The sequence below is a fragment of the Novosphingobium umbonatum genome (genome assembly GCF_004005905.1).
Taxonomy (GTDB): Bacteria; Pseudomonadota; Alphaproteobacteria; order Sphingomonadales; family Sphingomonadaceae; genus Novosphingobium; species Novosphingobium umbonatum.
This window is the reverse complement of the sequence record NZ_SACO01000023.1, coordinates 1-25329: the sequence shown is the minus strand read 5'-3', so window position 1 is coordinate 25329 and position 25329 is coordinate 1. Positions and strand designations below refer to the sequence as shown.

The 25329-nt window shown below is 58.9% G+C and carries 22 protein-coding genes and 2 pseudogenes; 19 read left to right on the top strand and 5 right to left on the bottom strand.

All coding sequences use genetic code 11. The annotated features are described in order from the left end of the window. Positions 1-161: 161 nt before the first annotated feature. The 4 genes and pseudogenes from EOE18_RS17525 to EOE18_RS18880 form a co-directional block, all read right to left on the bottom strand. A pseudogene (locus EOE18_RS17525) lies at positions 162-1129 on the bottom strand (IS481 family transposase). A 133-nt stretch (positions 1130-1262) separates the two neighbouring features. Beyond that, positions 1263-1664: pseudogene (locus EOE18_RS19020) on the bottom strand (IS6 family transposase); the annotation flags it as partial. A gap of 99 nt (positions 1665-1763) precedes the next feature. Beyond that, the gene (locus EOE18_RS17515) at positions 1764-4604 is read right to left on the bottom strand and encodes a TonB-dependent receptor domain-containing protein (protein WP_127711943.1); all 2841 of its coding nucleotides are present in this window, start codon (positions 4602-4604) and stop codon (positions 1764-1766) included. A 164-nt stretch (positions 4605-4768) separates the two neighbouring features. Further along, positions 4769-5224, bottom strand: coding sequence for a hypothetical protein (locus EOE18_RS18880; protein WP_246027532.1), 456 nt, complete (start codon positions 5222-5224; stop codon positions 4769-4771). Between EOE18_RS18880 and EOE18_RS17510 the strand changes: the two genes are divergently transcribed. From EOE18_RS17510 to EOE18_RS17495, 4 genes are read left to right on the top strand one after another with little or no spacing between them, the layout of a single operon-like run. Beyond that, entirely contained in the window at positions 5154-6287 is a 1134-nt protein-coding gene (locus EOE18_RS17510) for a hypothetical protein (protein ID WP_246027530.1), read from the top strand. The genes EOE18_RS18880 and EOE18_RS17510 overlap by 71 nt on opposite strands. Before the next feature lie 44 nt (positions 6288-6331). Next, complete coding sequence (locus EOE18_RS17505) at positions 6332-6601, top strand: hypothetical protein (protein WP_127711939.1); 270 nt, start codon at positions 6332-6334, stop codon at positions 6599-6601. Positions 6602-6606: 5 nt separating this feature from the next. After that, complete coding sequence (locus EOE18_RS17500) at positions 6607-7449, top strand: class III extradiol dioxygenase family protein (protein ID WP_127711937.1); 843 nt, start codon at positions 6607-6609, stop codon at positions 7447-7449. Beyond that, the gene (locus EOE18_RS17495; RefSeq protein WP_127711935.1) at positions 7446-8705 is read left to right on the top strand and encodes an MFS transporter; all 1260 of its coding nucleotides are present in this window, start codon (positions 7446-7448) and stop codon (positions 8703-8705) included. The genes EOE18_RS17500 and EOE18_RS17495 overlap by 4 nt, the downstream gene beginning before the upstream one ends. Positions 8706-8728: 23 nt before the next feature. Here EOE18_RS17495 and EOE18_RS17490 read toward each other — a convergent pair whose 3' ends face one another. Continuing rightward, complete coding sequence (locus tag EOE18_RS17490; protein WP_127711933.1) at positions 8729-9856, bottom strand: PepSY-associated TM helix domain-containing protein; 1128 nt, start codon at positions 9854-9856, stop codon at positions 8729-8731. Between the two features lie 227 nt (positions 9857-10083). Here EOE18_RS17490 and EOE18_RS17485 point away from each other — a divergent pair, with 227 nt between their 5' ends. The 15 genes from EOE18_RS17485 to EOE18_RS17415 all read left to right on the top strand — a co-directional run bounded on the left by EOE18_RS17485 (position 10084) and on the right by EOE18_RS17415 (position 25218). Further along, the gene (locus tag EOE18_RS17485) at positions 10084-12081 is read left to right on the top strand and encodes a TonB-dependent receptor (protein WP_246027529.1); all 1998 of its coding nucleotides are present in this window, start codon (positions 10084-10086) and stop codon (positions 12079-12081) included. A gap of 175 nt (positions 12082-12256) precedes the next feature. Further along, positions 12257-13024: a tonB-system energizer ExbB gene (gene exbB, locus EOE18_RS17480; RefSeq protein WP_127711931.1), complete on the top strand. Its 768-nt coding sequence runs from the start codon at positions 12257-12259 to the stop codon at positions 13022-13024. Between the two features lie 3 nt (positions 13025-13027). Beyond that, positions 13028-13447 (top strand): biopolymer transporter ExbD, encoded by a 420-nt coding sequence (locus EOE18_RS17475; protein ID WP_127711929.1) that lies wholly within the window; start codon positions 13028-13030, stop codon positions 13445-13447. Continuing rightward, positions 13444-14226: an energy transducer TonB gene (locus tag EOE18_RS17470; protein WP_127711927.1), complete on the top strand. Its 783-nt coding sequence runs from the start codon at positions 13444-13446 to the stop codon at positions 14224-14226. Before EOE18_RS17475 ends, EOE18_RS17470 begins: the two co-directional genes overlap by 4 nt. Beyond that, positions 14223-15092, top strand: coding sequence for an alpha/beta hydrolase (locus tag EOE18_RS17465; RefSeq protein WP_127711925.1), 870 nt, complete (start codon positions 14223-14225; stop codon positions 15090-15092). Before EOE18_RS17470 ends, EOE18_RS17465 begins: the two co-directional genes overlap by 4 nt. A 3-nt stretch (positions 15093-15095) precedes the next feature. Continuing rightward, on the top strand, positions 15096-16058 hold the full coding sequence (locus tag EOE18_RS17460) for a LysR family transcriptional regulator (RefSeq protein ID WP_127711923.1): 963 nt from the start codon (positions 15096-15098) through the stop codon (positions 16056-16058). Between the two features lie 97 nt (positions 16059-16155). Further along, positions 16156-18399, top strand: a complete 2244-nt coding sequence (locus tag EOE18_RS17455) for a FepA family TonB-dependent siderophore receptor (RefSeq protein ID WP_127711921.1) — start codon at positions 16156-16158, stop codon at positions 18397-18399. A gap of 188 nt (positions 18400-18587) precedes the next feature. Beyond that, positions 18588-18830 carry a hypothetical protein gene (locus tag EOE18_RS17450; protein ID WP_127711919.1) on the top strand — a complete coding sequence of 81 codons (243 nt, stop codon included), beginning with the start codon at positions 18588-18590 and terminating at the stop codon, positions 18828-18830. A 643-nt stretch (positions 18831-19473) separates the two neighbouring features. Continuing rightward, positions 19474-20667 (top strand): helix-turn-helix domain-containing protein, encoded by a 1194-nt coding sequence (locus tag EOE18_RS17445; protein WP_127711917.1) that lies wholly within the window; start codon positions 19474-19476, stop codon positions 20665-20667. A gap of 282 nt (positions 20668-20949) precedes the next feature. After that, positions 20950-21399: a hypothetical protein gene (locus EOE18_RS17440; RefSeq protein ID WP_127711915.1), complete on the top strand. Its 450-nt coding sequence runs from the start codon at positions 20950-20952 to the stop codon at positions 21397-21399. A 103-nt stretch (positions 21400-21502) separates the two neighbouring features. After that, a complete protein-coding gene (locus tag EOE18_RS17435) occupies positions 21503-21847 on the top strand; it encodes a hypothetical protein (RefSeq protein ID WP_127711913.1) in 345 nt (114 codons plus the stop codon). After that, positions 21840-22652 carry a ferredoxin--NADP reductase gene (locus tag EOE18_RS17430; RefSeq protein WP_127711911.1) on the top strand — a complete coding sequence of 271 codons (813 nt, stop codon included), beginning with the start codon at positions 21840-21842 and terminating at the stop codon, positions 22650-22652. Before EOE18_RS17435 ends, EOE18_RS17430 begins: the two co-directional genes overlap by 8 nt. Positions 22653-22698: 46 nt before the next feature. Beyond that, complete coding sequence (locus tag EOE18_RS17425) at positions 22699-23205, top strand: DUF2271 domain-containing protein (protein ID WP_127711909.1); 507 nt, start codon at positions 22699-22701, stop codon at positions 23203-23205. A 13-nt stretch (positions 23206-23218) separates the two neighbouring features. Continuing rightward, a complete protein-coding gene (locus tag EOE18_RS17420) occupies positions 23219-24538 on the top strand; it encodes an NADPH cytochrome P450 oxidoreductase family protein (RefSeq protein WP_127711907.1) in 1320 nt (439 codons plus the stop codon). Between the two features lie 92 nt (positions 24539-24630). After that, positions 24631-25218, top strand: a complete 588-nt coding sequence (locus EOE18_RS17415) for a Plug domain-containing protein (RefSeq protein ID WP_127711905.1) — start codon at positions 24631-24633, stop codon at positions 25216-25218. The last annotated feature ends 111 nt before the right edge of the window (positions 25219-25329 follow it).

The window sequence follows — 25329 nt, the reverse complement described above, 5'->3', positions numbered from 1 at the left end:
CTGTCAAAGCCACCGATCCGGTCCGGCGCCTCTAAGCACCTACATCGATTCGGTCAACTCCATTCCTCGCAAAAAATACATCCCAACCTAAACCAAGGCTCAACAGCCATGGTTGCGGGGGCAGGATATCGACGGTGTACCACTCTCGTGACTGTGGATATCTAGGTGTTTGGTCCCGGCATTTGATGGTACGGATTTAGCGTGAATCGTTCTGGCTCGGTTGTCCAGCATTTGCAGATGTATTCGTATGGTGTGAGGCCGCGCAGGATCTTCAGGCGGCGGGCGTAATTGTAGGCATTGATGAAGTCGTGGAGGTGGGCGGTCAGCTGGGCATGACTGTCGTAATGATAGCGTTTGACCGTTGCCTCCTTGATTGTCCGGTTCATCCTCTCGACCTGACCGTTGGTCCAGGGATGCCTGATCTTGGTGAGGCGGTGCTCGATCCCGTTCTCACGGCAGCGCATGTCGAACATGTGGGTCATGTAGGTTGCGGTGGGGCCATCGGCGTAGCGCGGCGGAAAAGTGAACTGGATGCCGTTGTCGGTCAGCACCGTGTGGATATCTTGTAAGGCACGGCCCCGATCAGGGCGACCAGGAAGGCGGAGGCTGATGTTCTGCCAGTCTTGGTGACGAGTTGGACAAAGGCGAACTTGCTGGTCCGGTCGATCGCGACGTAGAGATAGAGCTTGCCTTCGGCGGTGCGGACCTCGGCAATGTCGAAATGGAAGTAGCCGATCGGGTAGGCCTTGAACTTCCGCTTTGGTTCCTTGTCGCCGGCCACCTCCGGCAGCCGGCTGATCCCATGCCGCTGCAAGCAGCGATGCAGGGATGAGCGCGTCAGGTGCGGGATCGTCGCCTGCAAGGCGTAGAGGCAGTCATCGAGCGGAAGTAGCGTATGCTTGCGGAAAGCGACGATGACCGCCTCGTCCTCAATGCTGAGCACTGTCGAATGAGCATCCTTGGGGCCAGTCGGCAGGTCCTTGACGGCTGTTCGTCGCTTCCACTTCGCAACCGTCTTCTGGTTGATCCCGTAGCGCTTGGCCAGAACCCTCAGGCTCTCTTGACTATGTTGTATCGCTCTACGGACCGCCTCTGTCGTGCGGGCGCTCCCGTGTAGAATCTGTCCCATAGCGCATCCTTCCACTCTTGCGCGGATGATGCACCATCAAATGCCGGGACCAAACACCTAGCCGCATAAAATCGCCCCCAAGACGAGGCTCGCACTCCGCCAATCTACGCCGCGATTTGTGCCAAATGTTCTGACGACGGACAGTCGCAGGGTAGGATCGCAGCCCGCCAGTCACGATCTTCTCCGCCCGACCGTGACGCTTCAGTGCCTTCCTCAGGAAGGCCAAAGCCGCTGCTCTTTCGCGCTTTTTCGTGACGAAGCTCTCGAGAATCTCGCCCTCGTGATGCACCGCGCGCCACAGGTAATGGCGGTCGCCGTTGATCTTCACCAATACTTCGTCAACGTGCCACCGCCAGTGCCCGAACCGGTTCCACCAAAACCGCACCGTTTCCTGACAGATATCTATCCTACGCTCAAACAGCAGATCCTCAACATTGCGCAGCGAAAGTGGAAACCTCACATACATCATGACCACAAGGCGGATCACCTCGGGCGAAGAATTGAAACAACGGAACGGGTCGGGGACTGCCTTCATCCAACCGATTTTCAGCCCCCCTGGCCCGCCCGCAATTTTAGTCTGACAAGGCCCGGTAAGAAAAGGAGCGAAAGATGCCCCCCCCTCTATTATCCGGATCTACATTTTGAAGCGGAAGCCAGCCGACCAGAAACGTCCGCGCACATCGTCACCCGCAGCATAGCCATCACGCAACCCGGCTCTTGTACCATTGCCGCTGAAAGCGCCAATAGGCGGTGTGGCATCGAAGATGTTCTGGATGTTCAGGAATAGCTGGCTGTTACCGGCGGGAGTCTTGACGTCCCAACTGATGTTAAGGCTGGTAGTCCCGAAGGGCGCCATGTGGTTGCTGCCTGGCGCCCATACTCCATCATTGGAAAGTGCCATCGCATTGCGCCAACGCTGAAGAATATCAACGGTAACGCGCTCTACAGGCTGGAAACGGGCAAAGGCAGTCAAACGCACGGTAGGAGTGGCAGAAAAACCGACCGGACCAAAGGCTGCCCCAGCCTGATCGCGCGCTGCGACATTGGGCTGGCGGAACCAGAGATGGGGCTGATAGGCGGCAAGAACACGCAACATGAAGGGGCGGTTGAACAAGGAAGAATTGAAATTGGCCTCCAGATCGGCACCCCAAGTCTTGATTTCAGAAATGTTGAATAGACCGTTATAGACAGCCGTCCAGGCATTGGCAGCGGAGGTATCGCTGAAGCTGCCGGGACGGCGCTGCAAGGCGCAATAGGGCGAGGCGCCACCGCTAGCATAACAAGCGGCCTGGAAACTGGCATCGCCGCCATTGACCGCCAGAATGGCATCGCTGACCTTGATCTGATAACCGTCCAGCGCGAGGCTGAACTTGCGCGATGGTTTCCATACCACGCCGCCCGTCAATGTATTGCCGATTTCCGCTTTCAGGTCGGGATTGCCGCCATTGATCGAGGGAATCACCGGACTTTGGCCGGTCAACAGGTCGATACCGTTGACATTGACGACAAACCGCTCGGCAAACAGTTCATACAGCGTTGGCGCACGGATGTCGCGCGACAAGGTTCCACGGAAACGCAGCGTGTCGGTCATCTGCCAGTCCACCCCCAATTTCCACGTCACATAATTTCCGCTGGTGTTGTATCGTGTATAGCGCGCCGCTCCATTCACATTAAACGCCTTGACCAGCGGCACATCCTTGAGCAGCGGGACTTCAATTTCGCCCGCAATTTCGGACACAGTCTGGCTCACCCGCGCCTGTTCCGGCAGGGTCAGATAATAGGTGGTGGTCGCTGTGGTGCAATTATAGCGCAAGCCGGTGCAATCGGCGAAATTCTGCGATGTGGCATCCGATGAAGCGGTAAAAGCCAGAAGGCGCCATTCGCCTGACAAGGCTGTTTTGACCTCGCCCGCCCAAGTGGAAAAGGGCGAGCCGGAAATCTGGCCCGACAGATTGTTCATCGTGGTTACGGCACGGTAATTGGTGGTGCCATAAATGTAATTCAGCGCGGCGGCGCTGGCTGCTGTCGGGCCAAAGGGATTGAGTGGCACGCAATTGGCATAAGCACCGGCTGTAGCGCTTTGCGTGGCTGCATAGCATGCCGGGCCATTAGCCGTACTCACGACATCCAGCGCCGCAGCAAGGCGTTGCTGGTTGAGGTTGTTTTCCACTTTGGTACGCAGTGTGGCTTGGCTATGGGTGAAATCAAACCCCCAATCCCAAGCCCCCAGATCACCAGCCAACCCTGTTGCGAACACCCACTGATCTGAATTGGACGTCGTATGCTGGCGACGATCCTCACCCTCGCTCATCGTATTGCGAAAGGTAAAGGTCGCACCACCTGCAGCCAAAGCTGTTTGCTGGGCAGTAGTCAGGAAAGGGTTATCCGAACGCAGACGGACATTGTTGAGGCGGACATATTCGGCCCACATTTCATTCTGTTTGAAATTGCCCGAGAACTGCACATAGCCGCGGAGGGCTGGATTGAAATTATGGTCGTAACGGGCAAAGACCTGATGGGCGCGCATCGGTTGCAACAGGGATGAATCCCACGTCCCGCCACCGCCGCCCAATTGCAGCGCTGCGGTGCTGGTGGCAATGCCATTCACGAATGGGGACAATACGCCATTACTGGCGAAAACCTGTCCGGTGAGCGGTCCGCTAGTGATCAGGCCGCCGGCCGGATAGTCCTTCTGACGAAGATCGGAATAGAGTTGGAACGGGCTGGCTGCCGTGCCCAAGCCAGCGATACCGACCAGATTCATCCAAGGGCGATCGGAACGACGCTTGATACCCGTGTTGTTGCGGAACTGGTAACTGGCTTCAAAATGCCCGTTTTCACCGACATCCCGCCCCCAAGCGCCGCCGATTTCAACCTGTCTTGCATCGGCATATTCCGAAGTGCCAGCGCTGCCCTCGACCCGCAAACCATTGAACTTGTGGTTCAGGACATAATTGACCACGCCGGAAACCGCATCCGAACCATAAACAGCCGAAACGCCGCCCGTGACCATATCCACACGCTGCACCAGCATCTGCGGAATAAGGTCCACGTCAACCGCGCCATTGAACAGGGTTGGCGGTACGCGCAATCCATCCATCAGCACCAATGTGCGCGTGATACCCATGTTCCGCAGATTGAGTTGGTTTGCTGCGCCATTTCCACCCGATGCGCTACCGCCGGTGCTGGGATTGCTACCCGCGCCGCGCGATCCGGCAAAAACAGGCAAGACGTTGAGCGCGTCGGCAAGATTACTGCCAGGCTGCGTGGTCAGAATATCGCTGGTTTGAATAACAGTGACCGGCGAAGGGCTGCTGTCGCCATTGCGGGTAACGCGCGATCCGGTGACGATAATGGCTTGATCGCTGGCACTGGCGGCTTCGGCTGCAGGTGCATTCTGCGCCATGGCGCTGGTGCCCATGGCGCACAAAGAAACGCCCGCCCACAGGGCGAGCTTGCAATTATGCCTCATCATCACACTCCTAATTTTTACCGGCCAGCTGTTGCGCTTGATCCGGGCGTCTCCCAATCTGGTTCGTTCACAATAGTGTGGCGGCCAGAATCACGGTTGTTGCATTATTATGTCGCCGATATTGCACCGGCTCTGGGTCCTGAACGCAATCCAAACGGCGGTCGCGGCTATAACTTGTCTGCCGTGGCTACGTTTTTCATGCCGACCACTCCGGCTACGCATTTTGGATCAAGCTTGCCAAAGAATTGATGCCTTGGCCAAACCATGGTGCTGTCACGATAATTGCAGCGGGACGAATAGGCAAAATAGACCTTTCGCCGGGTGAGGAATATCTTGCGCATGATCTGGCTTCTCAAGAGATCCCTGCTTTTATGCAGCCTTGCGCCGCTCGCTTGTGGCCAGCCGTCAGCGATGGCCCAAACCGTTCCGGCGAAACCAAAAGAAACGCAAAACCTGCTGGCAGCCGCGTCGAAAGCCGATATCACCCCTGCTGCACATTTGCTGAAACCACCTTTCAGCAAAATCCATGACCCATTGTTCGCCCGCGTTCTGGTGATTGAGAGTCTGGGCAAGCGGGCAGTCATCGGCGTGTTGGATGTTCCGATGATGTCCACCCAAGTCATGGGCGAAATGACGCAAGCCATCGCCCAATATGTAAAGATCCCCGTAGAGCATGTCCTGTTAAGCGCTAGTCACACGCATAATACCTACAGGCTGGACCGCAAACAGGGCGGCATCATGCTTCCCGGATCAAGCGACTATGTGGATCAGGTCAAGGCCGCCACCATGCGCGCCTTGGCGCAGGCGCTGGATAACTTGCAACCAGCCCGAGCTGGTTCGGGACAAGGCAGCGCCCATTTAACCGCGCCCAAAAGCAGTTGGTCGGCCCAGCATCGGCGATGGATCGAGAAGCTGGACCGGAGCGGAGCGCAAAGCGTGGACGAGCGGGTGCGCGTGTTAACACTGGAAAACCTACGAGGCGAACCCTTGGCCTTTCTGGTCAATTATGGCTTCAACCCGGTGGTCGCCATGGCCTTAAAGGATCAGGTCAGCGGCGATGTGCCGGGACTTGCCGCAATCTACATAGAACAAGCATCAAGCCATGGCAAAGTGGCGCCGGTCGCTCTCCTTACGGCAGGCGCTGCAGGCAATCCACTTTATCGCGCCACGGATGGCGACCACGAGCGGGCCGGAAGGCTCCTGAATGCCATGGCGACCATTCTGGGTGAAGAAGTGCTGGCCGTTTCCGCCGAAACCGACAAAACCCAGTCAGCCCTGCCAATCAGCGCCGCGCTGGCGCAAGTCGATTGTCCGGGCAAAACCACTACACCTCTCAATCTGCCTGATCGCTGCGCCCATGATACCAGCAGCACATTACCGCCTTGCGATTTCAAGGATAGCGATGCTCCACCCTCCAGCCTGCGGATGGGCATGTTGCGGTTGGGTGATTTGGCCATCGTGCATAGCGATGCCGATATCACCGCCAACGTCGGCAAAGCCTTGCAGCAGCGATCGCCGCTCACGCAAACTTGGCTCGCCTCGCTCAGCTATGGCCCCATGCATTACATTGTGGCCGACAGCGAATATCCTTTGGCCACGTATGAAGCCACGGCCACCACCGCCAGTCAAGGTTGCGCCGCAGGGCGCTTCATCGACGAGGCTCTGTCCATGTTGAATGCGCGGTAACCAAAATCGCAAAGTTCAACGCCGTGTTGTTCAAGGAACCTACCATGCAGGATGTTGAAGTGGGCAAGTTCCACGCCCAGGCCGCCCAAAAAGGCTATGCCCTTAACCAAATGTGCTATTCGCTGAACAAGGCCGAAAACCGCAAGGCCTATGCCAAAGATCCGGCGGCCTATTGTGCGGCCTATGGCTTGAATGCCGAAGAACAGGCCGCGGCCCTCAGCAGAGACAAGACACTCCTGCTCAATGCAGGAGGCAATATGTATTTCTTCGCCAAACTCGACCGTGCGCTACGCGCCGGTCCCGGAAAAGGTTGATCATCATGGCACAGGTTCTGGCCGGACTTGGCACTTCACATGTTCCTGTCATCGGTCGCACGCTCAAGGCCGGCACTCAGGCCGAAGTCGGGTTCAAGCCATTCTATGACAGGTTTGAAGCCGTTAAAGCATGGGCAGAGACGCAAAAGCCCACTGTGGCGGTGGTCATCTACAATGATCACGGGCTGAATTTCTTTCTCGATCATATGCCAACCTTTGCCTTGGGGGTCGCAACAGACTATCGACCGGCCGACGAGGGCTTTGGAGAACCCGTGCCGAGGATTTTCCAAGGCGCTCCCGATCTGGGTTGGCATATGGTCAATAGCCTGATCGCCGATGATTTCGACATTTCCACCTGCCGCAAAATGGAACTGGATCACGCCTGCACCACCGCGCTGGACCTGATTTGGGGCGCCGACAGCGTTCCTCCGGTGGCCATCATTCCGGTGGTAATCAACGCGGTGCAACCGCCCTTCCCCAAACCCTCCCGATGCCTGGCATTCGGCTGCGCGCTGGGAAAAGCCATTCGTTCCTACACCAAGGATGCCCGTGTATTGATGATTGGCAGTGGCGGCCTTTCACATGAATTGGGGCAATTCGGCAAAATCAACCAGCCGTTTGACTTGATGTGTATGGACAAGATTGTTGGCGAACCCGAAGCCTTGGCAGCCTATGACAATGACCAGATTGTCGATCTGGCCGGAGCGCAGGGGGTTGAATTGATGACCTGGCTGGTCATGCGCGGCGCCCTAGCCAGCACAAGGCCAGACGTTCTCGCATCCATCTATCACGCCCCGATTTCGCACACAGGCGGAGCCATGATGCTGATGAGCGACAGTCAATCATGAACAGGCCCATCACCACCGCCGTGAGGACCTGGACCATCATGGGGCTGCTATGCCTGGGTGTGTTGATCGCATACGCAGACCGGTCCAGTCTTTCCTCAGCCTTGGCCAGCGAAAGCTTTACCGGCCATTTCGAACTGGATGCCGATCATCGTGGCTGGTTGGGATCTGCCTTTTTCTGGTCCTATGCCCTCTTGCAGATGCCGATGGGCTGGGTGGTTGATCGCTATGGAGTCAAATGGCCCTATGCGCTTTGCTTTGGTCTTTGGTGTTTGGCGACAGCAGCATCGGGGCTGGTCAGCAGCTTTTTCGCCCTGTTCCTTATGCGGTTTATGGTAGGGGCAACCGAAGCGGTGGTGATGCCCGCATCCTATCGCTGGTTGCGCCATCACATAGCTGAGCGCCACATGGGGCTGGCTATCGGCTTTTTCGCCATGGGAAACAAGATTGGCACGGCCATTGGAGCCCCTTTGGCCGCATGGCTGATTGTGGCCTATGACTGGCGCACCATGTTTTTGGCCACCGGTATTTGCGGCCTCATCTGGCTGTTGCCGTGGCTGGGGTTGGTGGACAGTGACTTGCCTCAAGGCGAGGAGCGCAAAGAGGCGCACAAAAAAGCATCCGCAATTTCCTTTGGCGCCATCATGGCCTCGCCGGTGGTGTGGGGCGGCATGATCGTAAATTTTTGCTACAGCTATTTCACCTTTTACTGCATGACCTGGATGCCCTCCTATTTGGTGGAAACGCGGGGCCTTTCGCTGGAAACCTCGGGCTTCTACACGTTTTTCAGCTTTATCGGCATTGCCATCGTCGCGGTCTTGGCGGGGTGGTCCGCCGACAGGCTGATCGCGCGCGGTTATGATCCGGTCAAAACCAGAAAAGCTTTTGTTGTGGCTGGCTTTCTGGGCGCATCAACCGTTTTGATGGGCGTTTACGCGCAAAGCCTGGAAGGCGCGCTCTTCTGGAACATGGCCTCACTCTCTTTTCTGGGATTGGCCAGTGCCAATAATCTTGCGCTAACCAAGGTCACACTCATTCCTCCGCCTGCCATTGGCATGGTGGTGGGGGTGCAGCATGTGGCGGCCGGCTTGTCGGGCGGCACAGCGGCCAGCCTGTCGGGTTGGCTACTACATGTCAGCGGCGGCTATGAATGGCCGATGCGTGTGATTGTGCTGTTTCTGGTGCTGGGCGCAACCGCCTGCATTATACTGCTACGCCCACAATGGGCGCCAAAAATGCGCCCATTGATGCAGGAATAGCATCGGCGCAGCATGCCTGCGCATCACCATGATCTATGTTCCTTGCGCCCTATTTTGAACTGACGATAGGCGAACATGATCAGACCCGAAACACAAGCCAAAGCCAGAATCAAGGTCGAGAGAAGCATGATCGCGCGCCCGCCTCGCCCCAGCATGGCCCCGCGATGCAATTCCAGCATCGACTGCGTGATGGCAACGCCCAACGAGCGCCGGGCATAATAGTCGGCCTTGATCAATCGGGCAGAGACAGGATCATAGGTGAAGCGATCCAGAGCCCGATCATGCGCGGCCGCTGACGCAAGAGCCTCGACAACAAGCTTATCGGCCTTGCCTTCCGGCAGAGCCACCCGCAGCAAGCCATAAGCCTGACCATGATCTTGCAGGAAAACACGCCACACTGGATCGAGAGCGGGACGATGCTCCAGATCGACAGGCTTTGCCGCCTTCTCCTTGGCCGAACTCGCCGGCTTTCCGGTCAACACCTGCGTTGCGACTTCGCGATAGGGTTGATAGCTCCACCAAAGGCCCGTGGCAGCAGACAATAGCCAAAACGGAATGGCCCATGTTGCCACCACCACATGCAGGCTGCGCCAGAAAAGGCGCTTCTTGCGCCGCCAATCCACCACCAACCATTCGCGCCAGCGCAAGGCCCGATAAGGCCAGCGAAGATAAAGGCCGGTGAAGGCAAGCACCACCAGACCGATCGCCGCCGCCCCCGTTATGTCGCGCCCCCAGCCCTCACCATTGCCGGGCAGCAACAGCCAGCGGTGCAGGCGGCGAACCGTGGCAAAAAACGGCGCGCTGGGCGCTGCCCCCAGCCATTGGCCAGTGGCACGGTGGGCCTGACCCTCCAGCTTTGCCCCCTTGCCCGCGGGCGCCAGTCGCACCGTGACCGAGGCCGCGCGATCAACCGGCCATTCAAGGCGGTCGACATAATAGGCGGGATGCGCCGCTTCGACCTTGGCCACCAACTGGTCAGGGGTCAGATCGGCTTGCCTCGATGCACCGGGAGCGTAGAGCGAGGGATAAAACGCGTGAGCAATTTCATCCTCATAGCTCAACATCGCGCCGGTAAGCGCCATGAGGCCAAGGATAACGGCGAGGATCAGGCCCAGCCAGCGGTGGAATTGGATAAAGAAGGGTTTGACCATCCATTGGCCTTAATCCATGCCCTGAAAATTGCAATTGCAAATTAATCGCAATAACTTTAGGCGGGCACCATTCCGAAACGGTCGCGCCGAAAGGACATGAATTGCCCCGCCCCCTCACTTCGCCTGTTATATCCACCCTCGCCATCGCCACTAGCCTGATGTCTTGCCCCGCCATGGCGGCCTCTGTCACGAACGATACCGATAAGGCTCCAGTAGCAGAACGGCCCTTGGACGAAGAGATTTTGGTCAAAGGCCAGCGCGAGGCCCTCACGGCAGAAGTGGTTCAAGTCGGCGCCTTCCGCAATCGCGCATGGATCGACACTCCCGCCACCATCTCGGTAATCACCCGCAGCCTGATGGACGCACAAAATGTTCAAGGGCTGGAAGCGGCACTGCGCAACACGCCCGGCATCACCCAGCAGACCACCAGCCCGTTCAACACCAACACGTTCAACGTCCGCGGCGTGCAAATCCGCGCAGACAGCAACTATCGCCTGAATGGCGGGCTGCCGATTATCAATTACGCGCCCATGCCCGTGGAAAACAAACAGCGCGTGGAATTGCTCAAAGGCGTTTCGGCGCTGTATTATGGCTTTGCCATGCCGTCGGGCATCCTCAATCTGGGCACCAAGCGGGCGGGCGCGCAGCCCGTTACCACGCTCTATACCACCGCAGACACCGAGGGCGGCTACGGCGGAGGCGTGGATGTCGGGCGGCGTTTTGGCGCGGGCGACAGGCTTGGCCTGCGCGTCAATGGCTATGCCTCAGACCTGCAATCGACAACCAATGGCGTGTCGGGCCATCGCGAATTGCTCTCGGCGGCGTTGGACTGGCAAGCCAACGATCGACTGACCATCAAGGCCGATGCTGAATATTACCACCGGACCGGACAGGAGCCGGGCGGCATTACCCTTCCCACGGCCGTGGCGGGCAAGATCACGCTGCCGGCCATCCCTGCGCCTTCGCTGCGCTTTGCGCCCGAAAATGCGGTGTTCTCCACATGGGGCATGAATGCCGCGCTGCGCGCTGATTATGCCATGTCCGACACCTGGTCCGCCCGCGCCGAGGCAGGCGTGGCGCAGGCCCATCGCAACCGGATGATTTCTACTTTGGGCAGTGTGAATCTGACCACAGGCGCAGGGCGCAACACAATCACCTATACACCCGGCCAATTCTGGGAAAACCGCTATGGCCGTGCCGAAATGGCGGGCCAGTTCACCACAGGGCCGCTGCGCCACGATCTGTTATTGGGCCTTGCCCGCACCGACATGTATAGCCGCGACCAATTACAATTGCGCTATGCTGCCATGGCGCAAAATCTCTATAATCCGGTCGTCATCCCGCAATCGGCACTGACACTTTCAACCGTTACCATCAATGCGGGCGGGGTCAATTCCGATACGGGCGCCTATGCGATGGATACGGTGAGCATGGGACCAGTGCAGGTGATTGCGGGCCTGCGCGCGGTGGATTATCGTATCAGCACCGCCAGCAGCGCCTATTCGGTGCGCACGGTAACGCCAAGCTTTGGCCTGCTCCTGCGCCCGGCCATGGCGGTCAGCCTCTATGGCTCCTATATCGAGGGGCTGGAAAGCGCAGGCACCGCGCCCGATGGCACCACCAATGCGGGCAAAATCATGGACCCCGCAGTCAGCCGCCAATGGGAAGCGGGCCTGCGCTATGAAGCGCATGGACTTCAGACCTCTCTGGCCGCGTTCCGTATAGAGCGCGCCTTGGCCTATACGGACACCAGCAACACCTATGTTCTCAATGGCCGCGCCTTGCATCAGGGGTTTGAGGCGGCCATCACCGGCAAGTTGCTGCCCGCGCTGGAAGTGGCGATCAGCGGGCAATATCTCGATGCTGTTCAGCGTAATACAGGAACTGCCGCGCAGGATGGCAAGCCGGTGGTCAACAGCGCCAAATGGTCCGGCTCGGCTTTTGTGCAATATAGTCCCCGCTTCCTGGATGGCTGGTCGATCAATGGCGGCGCCTATTACACGGGCGATCGTTATGCCGATGCGCTCAATCTGGCGCAGTTGTCGGGCTACACGACCTATAGCGCGGGGTTTGGCCATAGCTGGCACCTTTCGGCTCAAAAGCGGATCACCTTGCGCGCCACCGTCGATAATCTGACTGACAAACGCTATTGGGCCACTGGCGGCACGACGCTTTACGCGGGGGCCTCGCGCATGGGCAAGATGACGCTGTTGCTCGATCTGTAAACAGGCCAGTAGGAGAGTTGCCCGCGCCACACCGGTTGGGGCGGCTCTCCGTGGCAGATACGCGGCAAAGCCGTCCCATTATCCCAAAAACGCATAGCGCAAATGATCGCAAAGCCATGGCACGCCTGCGCCACTAATGTTATTGCGAGTCCATATCAACTTTATCGAGGTGCGTATGACTCAGCCATCCGTCTTTCGTGGCACCGCTGTCCTTCTGGCTTTGCTTGCGCCCCATCAGGCCTTCGCCGCCTCACTCTCGCCCATTGCCATGTTCACAGCGGCCGATGGCGTCGTGCAAGGTGTGATGGCCTTGATGCTACTGGGCTCGGTGGCGACATGGGCTATTCTGATCCTGAAATTGCGGGAACTGGCGCGAGCCATGCGCAGCCATGGCCAAGCGCTGCGGAAATTCGAAACTGCCCGCAATCTGGCAGAGGCGGCACAGGCAGATCTGGCGCTGGCCCCGATGGCCGCAGCGGCACTCCACAGCGCGCATCACGAAATAGCCCTGTCCGAAAACGGCTTGCACGATCTGGATGGGCTGAAAGAGCGCATCGCTATGCGGTTGCAGCGTCTTGAACTGGCCGCAGCGAGGCAAATGTCGCGTGGCATCGGCATTTTGGCCACGATTGGCTCGGTGGGGCCTTTCGTCGGCCTGTTCGGCACGGTCTGGGGCATCATGCATAGTTTCGTTGGCCTGGCCGACGCAAAATCCGCCAGCCTCCAAGCGGTGGCACCCGGCATTGCCGAAGCTTTGCTGGCAACGGCTTTGGGGCTGGTGGCGGCCATTCCGGCAACGGCTGCCTATAATTACTTCTCGCGCGCTCTGGGCGGATGGAAATTGCTGACCGGCGACCTGTCCTGCACCGTGCTGCAACTGGTCTCGCGCGAGGCCAGCCTTGGCCTGCTCAACCATCGCCCCCATTTGCGCGCGGCGGTGTAAGTCATGGCTCTCAAACTCAATCATGGCGAGGATGATCTGGCAGAAAATGCCGAGATGAATCTGACACCTTTCATTGACGTCATGCTGGTGCTGCTGATTATTTTCATGGTGGTGGCCCCGCTTTCCACCGCCAGCGTGGACATTGACCTGCCCGCCCTTGCCGCCAAGCCCCAAGCCATGCCCGAAGAACCCGTAGAGCTGAGTCTGGACGCAAGCGGCACGTTGCGTTTGGGTGACGCGCCGGTGCAAGTCGCGCATCTGGCCGAGGCGGTGACACTGGCCACCGCAGGAGACCACGACAGGCGCATCTTCATGCGGGTGGACAAACAAGCCCAGATGGCTCCGGTAATGGAGGCGATGGACCATCTGCGTCAGGCCGGATTTACCCATATCGGCCTACTGGGTGCTGCGGGCAAACAATGACGACTGCAATGCATCAACCCTTGCCCTTCAAAGAACAGCAGCGCGTGCTGGGTGCTGTCGTGCTGGTCCATGCAATTGTGGTGGGCGGGCTATGGTGGATGTCGCTCAACAACCCCGCGCCAGAGCCGAAAAACGAAGCCATCATGCTGGAAATGCCCGGTGACGGTGGCGCTGCCGGATCAGCCGGAGTTGCCTCGCCCGAACTCGCTGCACCGGCGATGCAGACGGCCATGGCACAAACATCGGCCACGGCGCCTACGACTCCCCAGCTCGTTACGGCCCCGCAAATGGCAAGTCTGCCTGCGCCTACGACGCCTGCAATTCCCTCTCCCGCCATGGCGTCCACAACGGCGGGTTCTTCTCAAGCGTCATCTGCATCAGGCAACGGTGCAGCACCATCCTCAGCGCCAGCCGGAAACAGCCATGCTGCCACGTCCGGCTCGCAACAGGGTGATGGGCGCGGCGGTAGCACGGCGGGCGATGGCGGCGCGGGCTGGCGCCACCGGGTTCTGGCCCATCTGGAACGCGCCAAACGCTATCCGGAACTGGCGCGCTTGATGAAGCGCGAAGGGCTGGTGCAGGTCAGCTTTGCCATGAACCGGCGAGGTGAAGTGCTGAGCGTAGCCATTGCCAAAGGCAGTGGCATGCGGGCGCTTGATGATGAAGCCATGGATGTGGTGCGCCGCAGCCAGCCCTTGCCCGCGCCGCCCGGCGATGTGGACGGAGAACGCATCGACGTTCTGGTTCCGATCCGCTTCACCCTGCAAGGCGCAAGATGAACCTGATCCCCATCCATCGTCGCCAGGTTCTGGAACATCTGGCCATGTGCAGCACGGCCTTTGCGCTGCCACGCCCGTTGCTGGCCATGGCGCAGGGCGATGAAGGGCCTTATCAACTCCCCCGCAGCCAGCATTGGCGCGTGGCACGGGACGGTGCGCCGGATCTGGTACTATGGGCGACATGGCCCGATACGCCGCCGCCCGAAACGGGCTGGCCGCTCATTCTGATGCTCGATGGGGAAGAGAATTTTCCGCTTGCCGCTGTCACTTTGCAAAGGAGGGGGCAGTATGGCCGTGATCGAGGCGCCCGCCCGCAGGCTGTGCTGGTTGGCGTGTCATCGGGATCGCTGGAACAAAGAATATGGGATTACACGCCTCCGATAGCGGCCCAACGCCTTCCCACAGGCGTGCCTGGTGCAGGACACCGGATTGGCGGAGCCGATGAATTTCTGCAATTGCTCCATCAACGGATTTTGCCGCAACTTGCACAGCGATGGCATCTCAATCCAGCACGGCGAACCCTGATAGGCCATAGTTTCGGCGGCCTTCTGGCGCTTTATGCCGGCATGAAAGGCCCGCGCGATTTTTCCCGACTTGCCGCTATCAGTCCCAGTTGCTGGTATGGAGATGGCCTTCTTCGGCGCATGGCCCAAGATACCGGCCCATCCGCCTTGAAAGCCTTGATTGCAGCAGGAGACCATGAATCCGGACCCGATACTGCCAGCGGGGCCTCCGCAGCCCTCGTGGCGCAACAATTGCAGGCCAAGTGGGGCATGGTAAGCTGGAAACCGCTGGGTGACCTGCCCCATGGCGCCACCCTGCAGGCCAGTCTGGTGGTGGCTCTGGATCTGGCGCTCAACGATTAAGCCATGCCTCACAGATCTCTCTCCGCGCCCGCTATGGCGGTCGATCCTGCAAAAATGGACCTCAATCTGCTACGCATATTGGCCAAATTGCTGGAAACCCGCAATGTAACGCTGGCAGCCGATCAATTGGGCATGACCCAGCCTGCCGTCAGCCGCGCCCTGGCCAGATTGCGGGATGTGTTTCAGGACCCCTTGTTGATCCGTGCCAACGGCCAGATGCAGCTTACCCATTATGCGTCACGCCTCGCCAATCCTTTGATGACTTGGATGGGGCAACTTGGCAGTCTTGTGACGCTGGCACCATTTTCCGCAGCAGCACTGACGAGGCGGTTTCGCATCGCGGTGACCGATTATGGGGCACATGCCTGCCTCGCCCCGGTACTGGACCAATTCCGGCGTTTGGCCCCATTAGCCGCTATCGAGATTGTTCCTCTGGAAAAGAGCAGCCCGCGCGCACTGGCGATGGGAGAGATCGATCTCATCCTGGCCGGTTCCTTGCCCGGCAGCGATCAGTTGCACCAATGCACCCTGTTCCACGATGATGTTTTATGCCTGATGGCATCCGATCATCCTTGGCGTCTGACCCATGACAAAGCCGCCCGAAAGGCCCGTATCGATCTGGACGATTGGCTGGCCTATCCCCACATTGGCATCATGATGATGCATGCGGGCAAGGAACTGGTGGACCTGCTCCATGGCGATGCGCCAATGCAAGGCAGGCATCTACAGATCTGCCTGCCCTATTCCCACCTTGCCGCCGCCATGTTGACCGGTGACATGTTGGTGACGCTCCCGCGCCGCTTGGCGGAAGCTCTGGTCTCATCCGGTCATGTCCATGCCTGTCAGGCACCGATCGAGCTGAGTTCTTTCGCCTACAGCGCTTTCTGGAGCGAAAGGAGCCGCACGGATGAAGCCCTGATGTGGCTGGTGGATTTGCTGCGCGGGAATATATCCCAAACGACATGAACGATATGTCAGCATAAGCCATTGGCAAGTGGATTTCGCCGTGTAGAGCGCTATTGCGACTTATTTGCAATTAATCGCACCTCTCAGGGGATTTTCCATGACCAAACCAACCCATCGCCTGCTGGCATCGGCCAGCTCCCTTGCCTGCATCACAGTCGGCCTGTTTTCTGTTCTCCACGCCCCTCTTGCCCATGCGCAAGCGAGTGAGCAGCAGCCTCAAGTGCTGGGCGAATTGAAAGTGGAAACCGCCGCCGAAGTGGGCAAGCAGGCGCTTGGATCCTCGACCATCACCAAAGAGGATATCGCCCGGATCGCCCCCACCAATGACATTTCCGACATCGTGCGCCGCCAGCCCGGCGTCAATCTGACCGGCAACAGCGCCAGCGGCCAATATGGCAACAACCGCCAGATCGACATTCGCGGCATGGGGCCGGAAAACACGATGATCATGATCGACGGTATGCCCGTGCTATCCCGCAACGCCGTGCGCTATGGCCGCAGCGGCGAGCGCAATACGCGCGGTGATTCCAATTGGGTGCCGGTCGAGGAAATCGAGAGCATCGAAGTGCTGCGTGGTCCGGCCGCGGTCCGCTATGGCTCGGGCGCGGCGGGCGGCGTGGTCAACATCATTACCAAAGGCCCCAGTGACACATGGAAGGGCTCTGCTTCGGCCTATACCGAGCAGCCGCAGCAGCAGGATTACAGCAAGACCTATCGCTATAACGCATCGGTCTCCGGCCCGATCGCCAAAGGCCTGTCTTTCCGGCTTTATGGCAATTACAATGTTTCCACTGCCGATGCCGCAAGGCTCAATGCCGCGGCCTCTGCCGATCAGGCCGCCGTTGCCAACCCTGCCGCAGGCCGCGAAGGCGTGCAGAACAAGGACATTAACGGACTGATCCGTTGGCAGATCGCGCCGGGCCATCGCGTTGACATTTCCTCCAGTTACAGCCGTCAAGGCAATCGTTATGCTGGGGAGTATGCCCTCGCCGGCAGCGGTTCGACCTCTGCCATTGTGACCAGCCTGTCCACAGCGGGCGCGGAAACCAATGTTATGATGCGCGCCACGGGCGCGCTCAATTACAAGGGCGATCTGTCTTTCGGCACGGCCAAGCTGCTGGCGCAATATGAGGATACGATCAACCGTCGCCTCAACGAAGGCCTGGTGGGCGGCCCGGAAGGCACAATCAACACCACAACCGGCTATTCCTCGGCCTATTTGCGCAATTGGTATGTCAATGGATCGCTGGACATGCCGTTCAAGCTGGGCGGCATTCAGAATATGACCACGTTTGGCGCGGAAATGCGCCGCGAATATCTGAACGACCCCTTCTCGATGACGGTGACCAACACCAGTGGCACCGTGCCCGGCACCAACGCCACATCGGCGCGTTCGGGCGAGGCCAGCCAGTCCATTTACGCCTTGTTCATCGAGGACAATATGATCCTGAGCCGCCTGACGCTGACGCCGGGCCTGCGCATGGATTTCACCAACACTTTCGGCAATGCTGCATCGCCCAGCCTCAATGCCAGTTGGAAATTGCGCGATGATCTGCAGATCAAGGGCGGCGTAGCCTATGCTTTCAAGGCACCCAACCTCTATCAACTCAACCCCAATTACCTCTATCGCACCAATGGCAATGGCTGCCCGCTGGCCTATCCAACGCAAGGTGGGGGCTGTCTGATTCAGGGCAATGCCGATCTGAACCCCGAACGCAGCCTCAACACCGAAATGGGTTTGGCTTACACGCCCAAGGGTTGGAATATTTCCGCCACATGGTTCCGTAACCATTATGACAACAAGATCCGCGCAGGCAACATACCAGTGGGCACCTCGGTGGGCGGCACAACATGGATCTTCAAATGGGAAAACGCGCCCAACGCCATTGTCGAAGGCTTTGAAGGCAATATCATGGTTCCGCTGGCCAAGACGGTGAACTGGAGCACCAATGGCACGGTGATGACCACCAACAAAATTCGCGCGACGGGCGAAAAGCTCTCGGTCGTGCCCGACTACACGATCAATTCCACCCTGAATTGGCAGCCGACCAAAAAGCTGGACTTGACCTTGATCTTTACTCGCTATGGCAAGCAGACGCCCAATCTGGTGCTCTACACCGGTGCAGCGGCCACTGCGGCCCAAGCAATGGAGCGTCCTGCCTATCACATCGCCAGCGCATCTGCGAATTTCAAGGTCAACCGGAACTTCACTTTCGGCCTTGGCATGCGCAACATGTTCAACAAGGTGCTGTATCGCGCCTCAGCCAACAATGGCGCAGGCGCCAACAATTACAATGAGGCTGGCCGCTCCTTCTGGGTGAAGGTAACGGCAGGGTTCTGATGCGGCCAAGGCAGAGGCGCCCCTGCAAAGGCGCCTCTGCCGCCGCCCGAAACAATGGATAAGCCAGCGCCAATCGTACGACTGTCTATAGGATCCACAGTATGGACGGACTCGAACGCACATCGACGCTGGTGGACGGCAGCCGAAACTGGCGCCTCAGCCAAGGACGCTCGCGCTGGTAGCTGAACATGCGCGTGCGATATGAAGGACGGCGTGAAGCGGATGCCCGTAACCGCTTTTCGATCCCTGCGCGCACCACCATGGTTCTGGACGCGCACTATCGCTTCAAGATGGGCAAGAGCGACCCCATGGTCATCCGCGCCAACCTCGCCAGTGCGACCAATGTCTTTGTCTGTCGCGTAACCAGCGGCGGAGGCTTTCGCACCCAAATCCCCCACAGGGCATCCGTAGCGCTGACTGTCGATTTTTGAGCTGTTCGGCAGCAGATATCAGCCAAAAATCACATCAAAAACAACGGCAGTTTACAGAGTTTGTAAACCGCGAGCCTGACGGGCGCTACAGAATGGCACTATCGCACTGTTAACGCGGGCAAAACTATCCACCAATTCCACCCAGACAAGCGGATCGGCTCGATTGCACAGCCTTGCCGATAAATCAGCCATTTAGATGGAAGCGGCGACAAAAGCTCAACGCGTTGCGGAGCATTTTTACAGCGCAGTTTACAGGATTTCGCCGCAGCCCAATCCATTAAGTAATTGATTTTATTTAGTTTTGGTAGCGGAGGAGGGACTCGAACCCGCGACACGCGGGTTATGATTTCTGCATTCAGACTGAAATCATTGCATTTTTCTGTAAACCGCTGCTCTAACCCCGCTTTTGCTATCAATCACTTACCTTTGGCCTGTAAACCGAATTGCCGGTCAATACTTGCCATTTCTTGGGCTTCCCTTTGGTCGCCGATCAGCCGTTCTGCGTCAAGATTTTTCCTCTTCGCACGGGCCGAGTTGGCAGGTGTGCGGAGCATCTCGATGCGGAGCAGTGGTGGTCACTGCCGCCTTATTCAGCCCCTTGCCCTGAAGCAATCAAACAGCCCAATTGACACAGGAGGCGCCCATGAGCACCACCCTTGCCCATAGGGGGCTGCCGTCAGGCGTCGGCCGGTTCGATCTGCTGCGCCTGTTCGAGCAAGTCGCTCGTCCCCGCTTTGGGCTGTCGTCCACGGCGGTGGCGCTAGTCCGGCACTACATCCTCAAGACCATGGACGGCGACTATCTGTCGGGTCGTATCTGCGCGGTCTGGACGCAGGCCTGTCGGTTTGCCGAGGCCTTGGGCCTGACGCCGCGCTCGATCAATTCGGCCGAGCGGGAACTGGAGCAAGCAGGCTTCATCATCCGCAATGCCGGTATCAACGGCGAGCGCGCTGGCGACCGGCAAGACGGGATTGTGGTCTGGGCCGCAGGCATCAATCTGGCTCCGCTGGTTGAGTGCTTTGCCGAGATGCAGGCCAAGGCCGAAGCGCTGGAATTGCAAGCTCGCGCCATCCAGCAATGCCGCGCCGAAATACGCCAGTTGGGCCAGCGTATCCGCGAGGCTGGCGATGATGATCTGCGCGAGCGGGCCGAGACTGTCCTGCCCGATGGACGCACGGCGCGTATCACCAACATCGACCGCCTGATCGCCATCCGCGAGGCCTTGTCCGCCATGCTAGCCGCCATTGAACCTGTGCCCGAACCTGATCCCCGTGCACTGAAAACTTCCGACGCGCCGGAAGAAAACTGCGTACCCAATATACAGGACAAAAACTCATCACGAAGGCGTACCGCGCGGCTCAGCGATCCGCTGGAGCGCATCCGGCCCGCAACCGCGCTGGTGGTGGCCACCGAGAGTTATCGCGGCATCGTCGAGGCGCTGGGTGGACCGACCTGGCCCAACCTTATCGAGGCGTCTTGGCGCAGTTGCGGCCGTCTAGGCATCGCCCAGAGCACCTGGGGTCGGGCTTGCCAGCAGTTCGGGCGGGAACGGGCGGCGCTCAGCGTGCTGCTGATCGACCGGAATGCCGAATTGCCGCTGGGCCATCGCTATCGGGTTGGCTCACCGGCAAGGTGTTTGGCGGGCATGGTGCGGCGGGCAGGCTCGGCACGGGTGAACCTTGCTGGGCTGTTCTGGGCCACGGAGCGCAACGTCCGGCAAGCTCCGCCGCAAACCCAATTGCCTGAACTGCTCATGGAGCCACAGGCTGGCCCGCTGGCTCATCTAGCCGCGAGGTTGATGGCCAGCATGGAGCGGCGCGTCATGCCTGACGGGTGAAGCTGTCCCGCATATCAGCAATCCAAACGCCTTCACGTGGACGGGCAGAAGAACCTCCATGACCATCATAGCTATCGTCAGTCAAAAGGGTGGATCGTGAGAGGCGTCTTCCTCCTCTTTGCAAGGGAGGCGGCGCCCCTGCAGGCAACGACAGAAAGGCGATAGATATCTGAGAGCATTGCCTCCTCTCGTTCAGAAACTTGCGAAACACCCATAATCGCTCTTGCGAGTCATTTGCATTACAGCCATATTGACAGCTAATGACCGCCGAAAGGAGCGCGCATGTACCCCTACCTTGACCAGGCCATCGCCGATCTGCCGCCCGCCGCCCGCTTCCTGACCGGAGCCATGCGCCAATGGGTCGTATCGATGCAGCAGGGCGCCTGCGCATCACGACAGATGCTGCCCCTCTTTGGCGGAGGGAAAATGCTGTCCGGATTGCAGCCCTTCTTGCGCATGATGGGAATTCTCAACCGCTATGGCCTGTCACATCTGCATTTTGGAAAAGTAACCTGCCAATTCACGCATGAAGACGAGGCCATGTTGCTGGGTATGCTCGAACTCCAAAGCGTCGGCGCGCCCGTGCAAAATCTGGCCGAAGCGCTGGTCGATGAGGACTATGTTCCACATCTGATGCAAAGCATTGCTGAACTAAGCCATGCTCTGCAAGCCGCAGGCCTCGGGTTTGCCATGCAGGATGCTACCACGCGGCGGGTTATCGGCCATGTATGATCTGCTGGATCGACCGGTAACAAGTCTGACCGCGCCAGCCCGATTTCTGCTATGGGCGATGCGAGGCTGGGCCCAAGCGACGGCCAAGGCGCAATGTCCGCCTATGGCTTTACGGCAAGGCTTTTGGACGCATCACGCCCACCAAAGCCTGCCCGACTTTCACATCGCGATGAGCATGCTCAACCGCCACGCGATCCAGACAATCGCCCTTGCCCCTTTGCCATGCACTCGCATTGCCGAAGCGGAGGCCATCCTGCTCAACTTGTGGCGCGACCTTGCCCTGGCCAGACAGGAAAGAGCCAATGCCACCATCGCCCTGTTGGTGACCGCTGATCATGGCACAGCCCTGTGCCGCTGCATGAACTTCACTTTGGCACGCATGGCCCTGTCGGGAATGGACCTGTCGGATTTGTCCCTGCCGCCGGAAAGCATCCCCCATCATGAATAACAGTGATTTGCAATTATCCTCCCTGCCAGAGATTGCCAGCCTGAGCGTCCAGCGCGTCTTGTCTGTGCGGCATTGGAACGAGCATCTGTTCAGCTTCACGATCACCCGCCCCGCCTCCCTCCGTTTCCGGTCGGGTGAATTCGTGATGATCGGGCTGGCAGTGGAAGGCCGCCCCCTGCTGCGCGCCTATTCCATTGCCAGCCCGGCATGGGCTGAAGAACTGGAGTTTCTGTCGATCAAGGTTCCTGATGGCCCCCTCACCTCGCAGTTGCAGGCGATAGCGCCGGGTGATCCGATCTATCTCGGGAAAAAACCGACCGGAACCTTAGTGCTGGATACCTTGCTGCCCGGTCGGCGCTTGTTCTTGCTGGGCACGGGCACAGGTCTGGCCCCATTCCTTTCACTGGCGCGTGATCCGGAAGTCTATGACCGCTTTGGCCAAATTCTGCTAACCCATGGCGTGCGCCGCGTCAGCGATCTGGCCTTTCGCGATATGCTGGAGGGTGCCTTGGCAGGCGATCCTTTGGTGGGTGATCAGGCCTTGCTTCAATTTCGCTACCAACCAACCGTCACTCGTGAAGAGTTCCCGACACGTGGCCGCATAGGCGATTTGGCCAGAGATGGGCGCTTATTCGCCAAATTGGCCGGTCCGGCGCAATTTTGTTCAGAGACCGACCGCGTGATGTTGTGCGGTTCGATGGCGTTTAACCGCGACATGGCGAATATGCTACGCGAGCAAGGTTTTGCCGAAGGTTCCAACGCCCAGCCGGGCCATTTTGCCATCGAACGGGCCTTTGTGGATTGATCACAAGCCCTTGCTAAATCAGCGCTTACCAACAGGACTCCTTGGGATGATTAAAAAATTTTCGCGCAGGCTGCGCGCGGCCTGCTTTGGCGTAACATGGGCGGGCAGCGCCACCTGCGCCATGGCGGGCAATGTCACCGTCTCGCTGGATTTGCCGCGGATCGACGCGGCCAATTACCAAAGGCCGTTTGTCGCGGTCTGGATCGAGGACCATCAAGGCCATTGGGTGAAAAACCTTGCCGTGTTTCACGACCAAACCCGCATCGGCGCAAGATGGCTGCCAGAATTGCGCCATTGGTGGCGCGCGGTGGGGATGAATATGGCGATGCCGGCCGATGGCGTTTCTCGCCCTACCCAACCGGCCGGACACCACAGCCTGAACCTCTCCGGCCTGCCTGTAGGCCAATATAGTTTGGTGACCGAAGTCGCGCGCGAAAAGGCAGGGCGGGATCTGGTCCGGCTGCCTTTTACAGTCCAGCCCGGAAAGCCGTTTAAAGCCAGCACCAAAGGCACGGCGGAACTGTCGCAAGTCACGCTGTCGGTACAACCCTGACAGGAGCGGAGCGATGATTGCAACACCACAAGGGGCAACCGACTGGCTCTATGCGGGCGGGTTGATCGGTGGCTGGTTGGCGCTGACCTACGCCTGCATGCGGGACCGGCAGGGACAAATGGGTGATGATGCGGACACGCTTGTGCTCCATGCCTCGCAAACGGGGCAAGCGACGGATCTGGCCGAAAAACTGCATCGCACTATCGTAGCGCGCGGCGAAAAATGCGCTTTGCTGCCCGCCGATGAGGCCACGCCGGAACGTTTGACAAAGGCGAAGCGGTTGTTCTTCATCGTATCGACCACCGGCGATGGCTTGGCACCGGACAATGGCCATGGTTTTGACCGATATATTGGCGATGACAGGCCAAGATTGGAGGGCAAACAGATAGCCATTCTGGCGCTGGGTGATCGCCGCTATTCGCAATATTGCGCCTTTGGCCAACGCATCGCGCAATGGGCAGAAATCGGCGGGGCCACATTCCTGTTCCCGCTGGTCGAAGTCGATGATCTCTCCGCCAATGATCTCCAGCAATGGCAAAGCCGTTTGGCGCAGCTTGGTTACGACCTTGCCGAGCAAGGCGCCGCCGACGAGACGCTGCATTGGCGTGTGCTGGAACGCTGCCAAGTGGTCGGCCCCGCGATGAAGGGGGCAAGCGGCAGCGATGGCCTGTTCCGCCTGCAACTGGCTGCAGAAGATGGGGCAAGCCCGCCTTGGGAAATTGGCGACTTGTTTGAATTGCATACGCCCGACGGCCATCGGCGCGACTATTCCATCGCCAGCCTGCCGCCCGAAAGGCTCATCACGCTTTACATCCGCAAGGTGGTGCAAGAAGGGCAGGTCGGCATCGGCTCCGGCCTTTTGACCGGCACACAAGTCGGATCGGGCCGGATTACCGGACGTATCCGGCCACATCGCACGTACCGGACACCGACAGGGCGCGGGCCTTTGCTGGCCATCGGAGCAGGTTCAGGTTGGGCTGGCTTGCGCCCCCATGTGCTGCACGCCTTGCAAGAAGGGCAGCCATGCCGGGTTCTGTTCGGCGAAAGAGCCAGCCAGAGCGAGACGCCATTGTTCGAGGAGTTGCGCGCTTTGCCGCTAACCGGGCTGGATGTCGCGCTTTCCGCAACACAAGGCGGCGGTCCTTATGTGCAGGATAGAATCGCGGCGCAGGCCGATACGATCCGGCAATTCCTTGGCGAGAACGGCCGCGTGGTGCTTTGCGGGCGACTGGCTATGGGCGAGGCCTGCCTTGCGGCCTTGGCCGATGTGATGGGCAAGGCTTGGGTTGAACAGACCATGCTGCTGGGCCGCTTGCGTCGCGACCTTTATTGACATTCATTCGCAAAAGCGCTTGCCACCCCGTTCGACTGAATTTATTGCGGTTGCGAATCATTTGCATTTAATCGCAACCAGTCGGGGTCTTCATGCCAAATATCCAACCCATTCAAACCCGCCTTCTCCTCTCGGCTGCGGCGCTCGTCGCCCTTCCCGCACAGGCGCAAGAGGCCGCCGCCGAGAAGAAGGCCGAGTTTTTGGGCACCATCGAAGTGAGCGAAAGCGTCCGCGCGATCCAGACCGAAACCGCAACCCCCAAGACCACCATCAAGCGCAAGGAAATCGAGGAACGCCAGGCCAGCACGATCGCTGAATTGATCGACACCGTGCCCGGCGTCACGCTGGTCAATGGCTCCACCCCCACCGGTTCGGGCATCAATATTCGCGGTTTTGGCGCCAATGGCACCTATGGCACCGATCAGAAAGTGCTGGTCATGGTCGATGGCGCCACCACCGGATCGGAAGAACTCTATCGCATCGGCACCCAGCTTTTCACCGACCCCCTGCTGTACAAACAAGTGAGCGTCATCCGTGGCACCGTAGGCAGCTTTGAATTTGGCTCGGGCGTCGTGGGCGGCGTAGTGCAATTGGAAACCAGCGACGCATCCAGCCTGCTGCGCGGCAAAAAGGGCTTTACCGTCAATGAAAGCGTGACGGCACATGTTGAGTTGCGCTGAGAATTGACCCGGGATTTTCATTGAGAATTGACCCGGGTGGGTATGGGTTATGTGCTGCCCATGGCGGTCAAGGTCAAGCTTTGGGTTTATACCTTTCTGGATTTTGGGGTG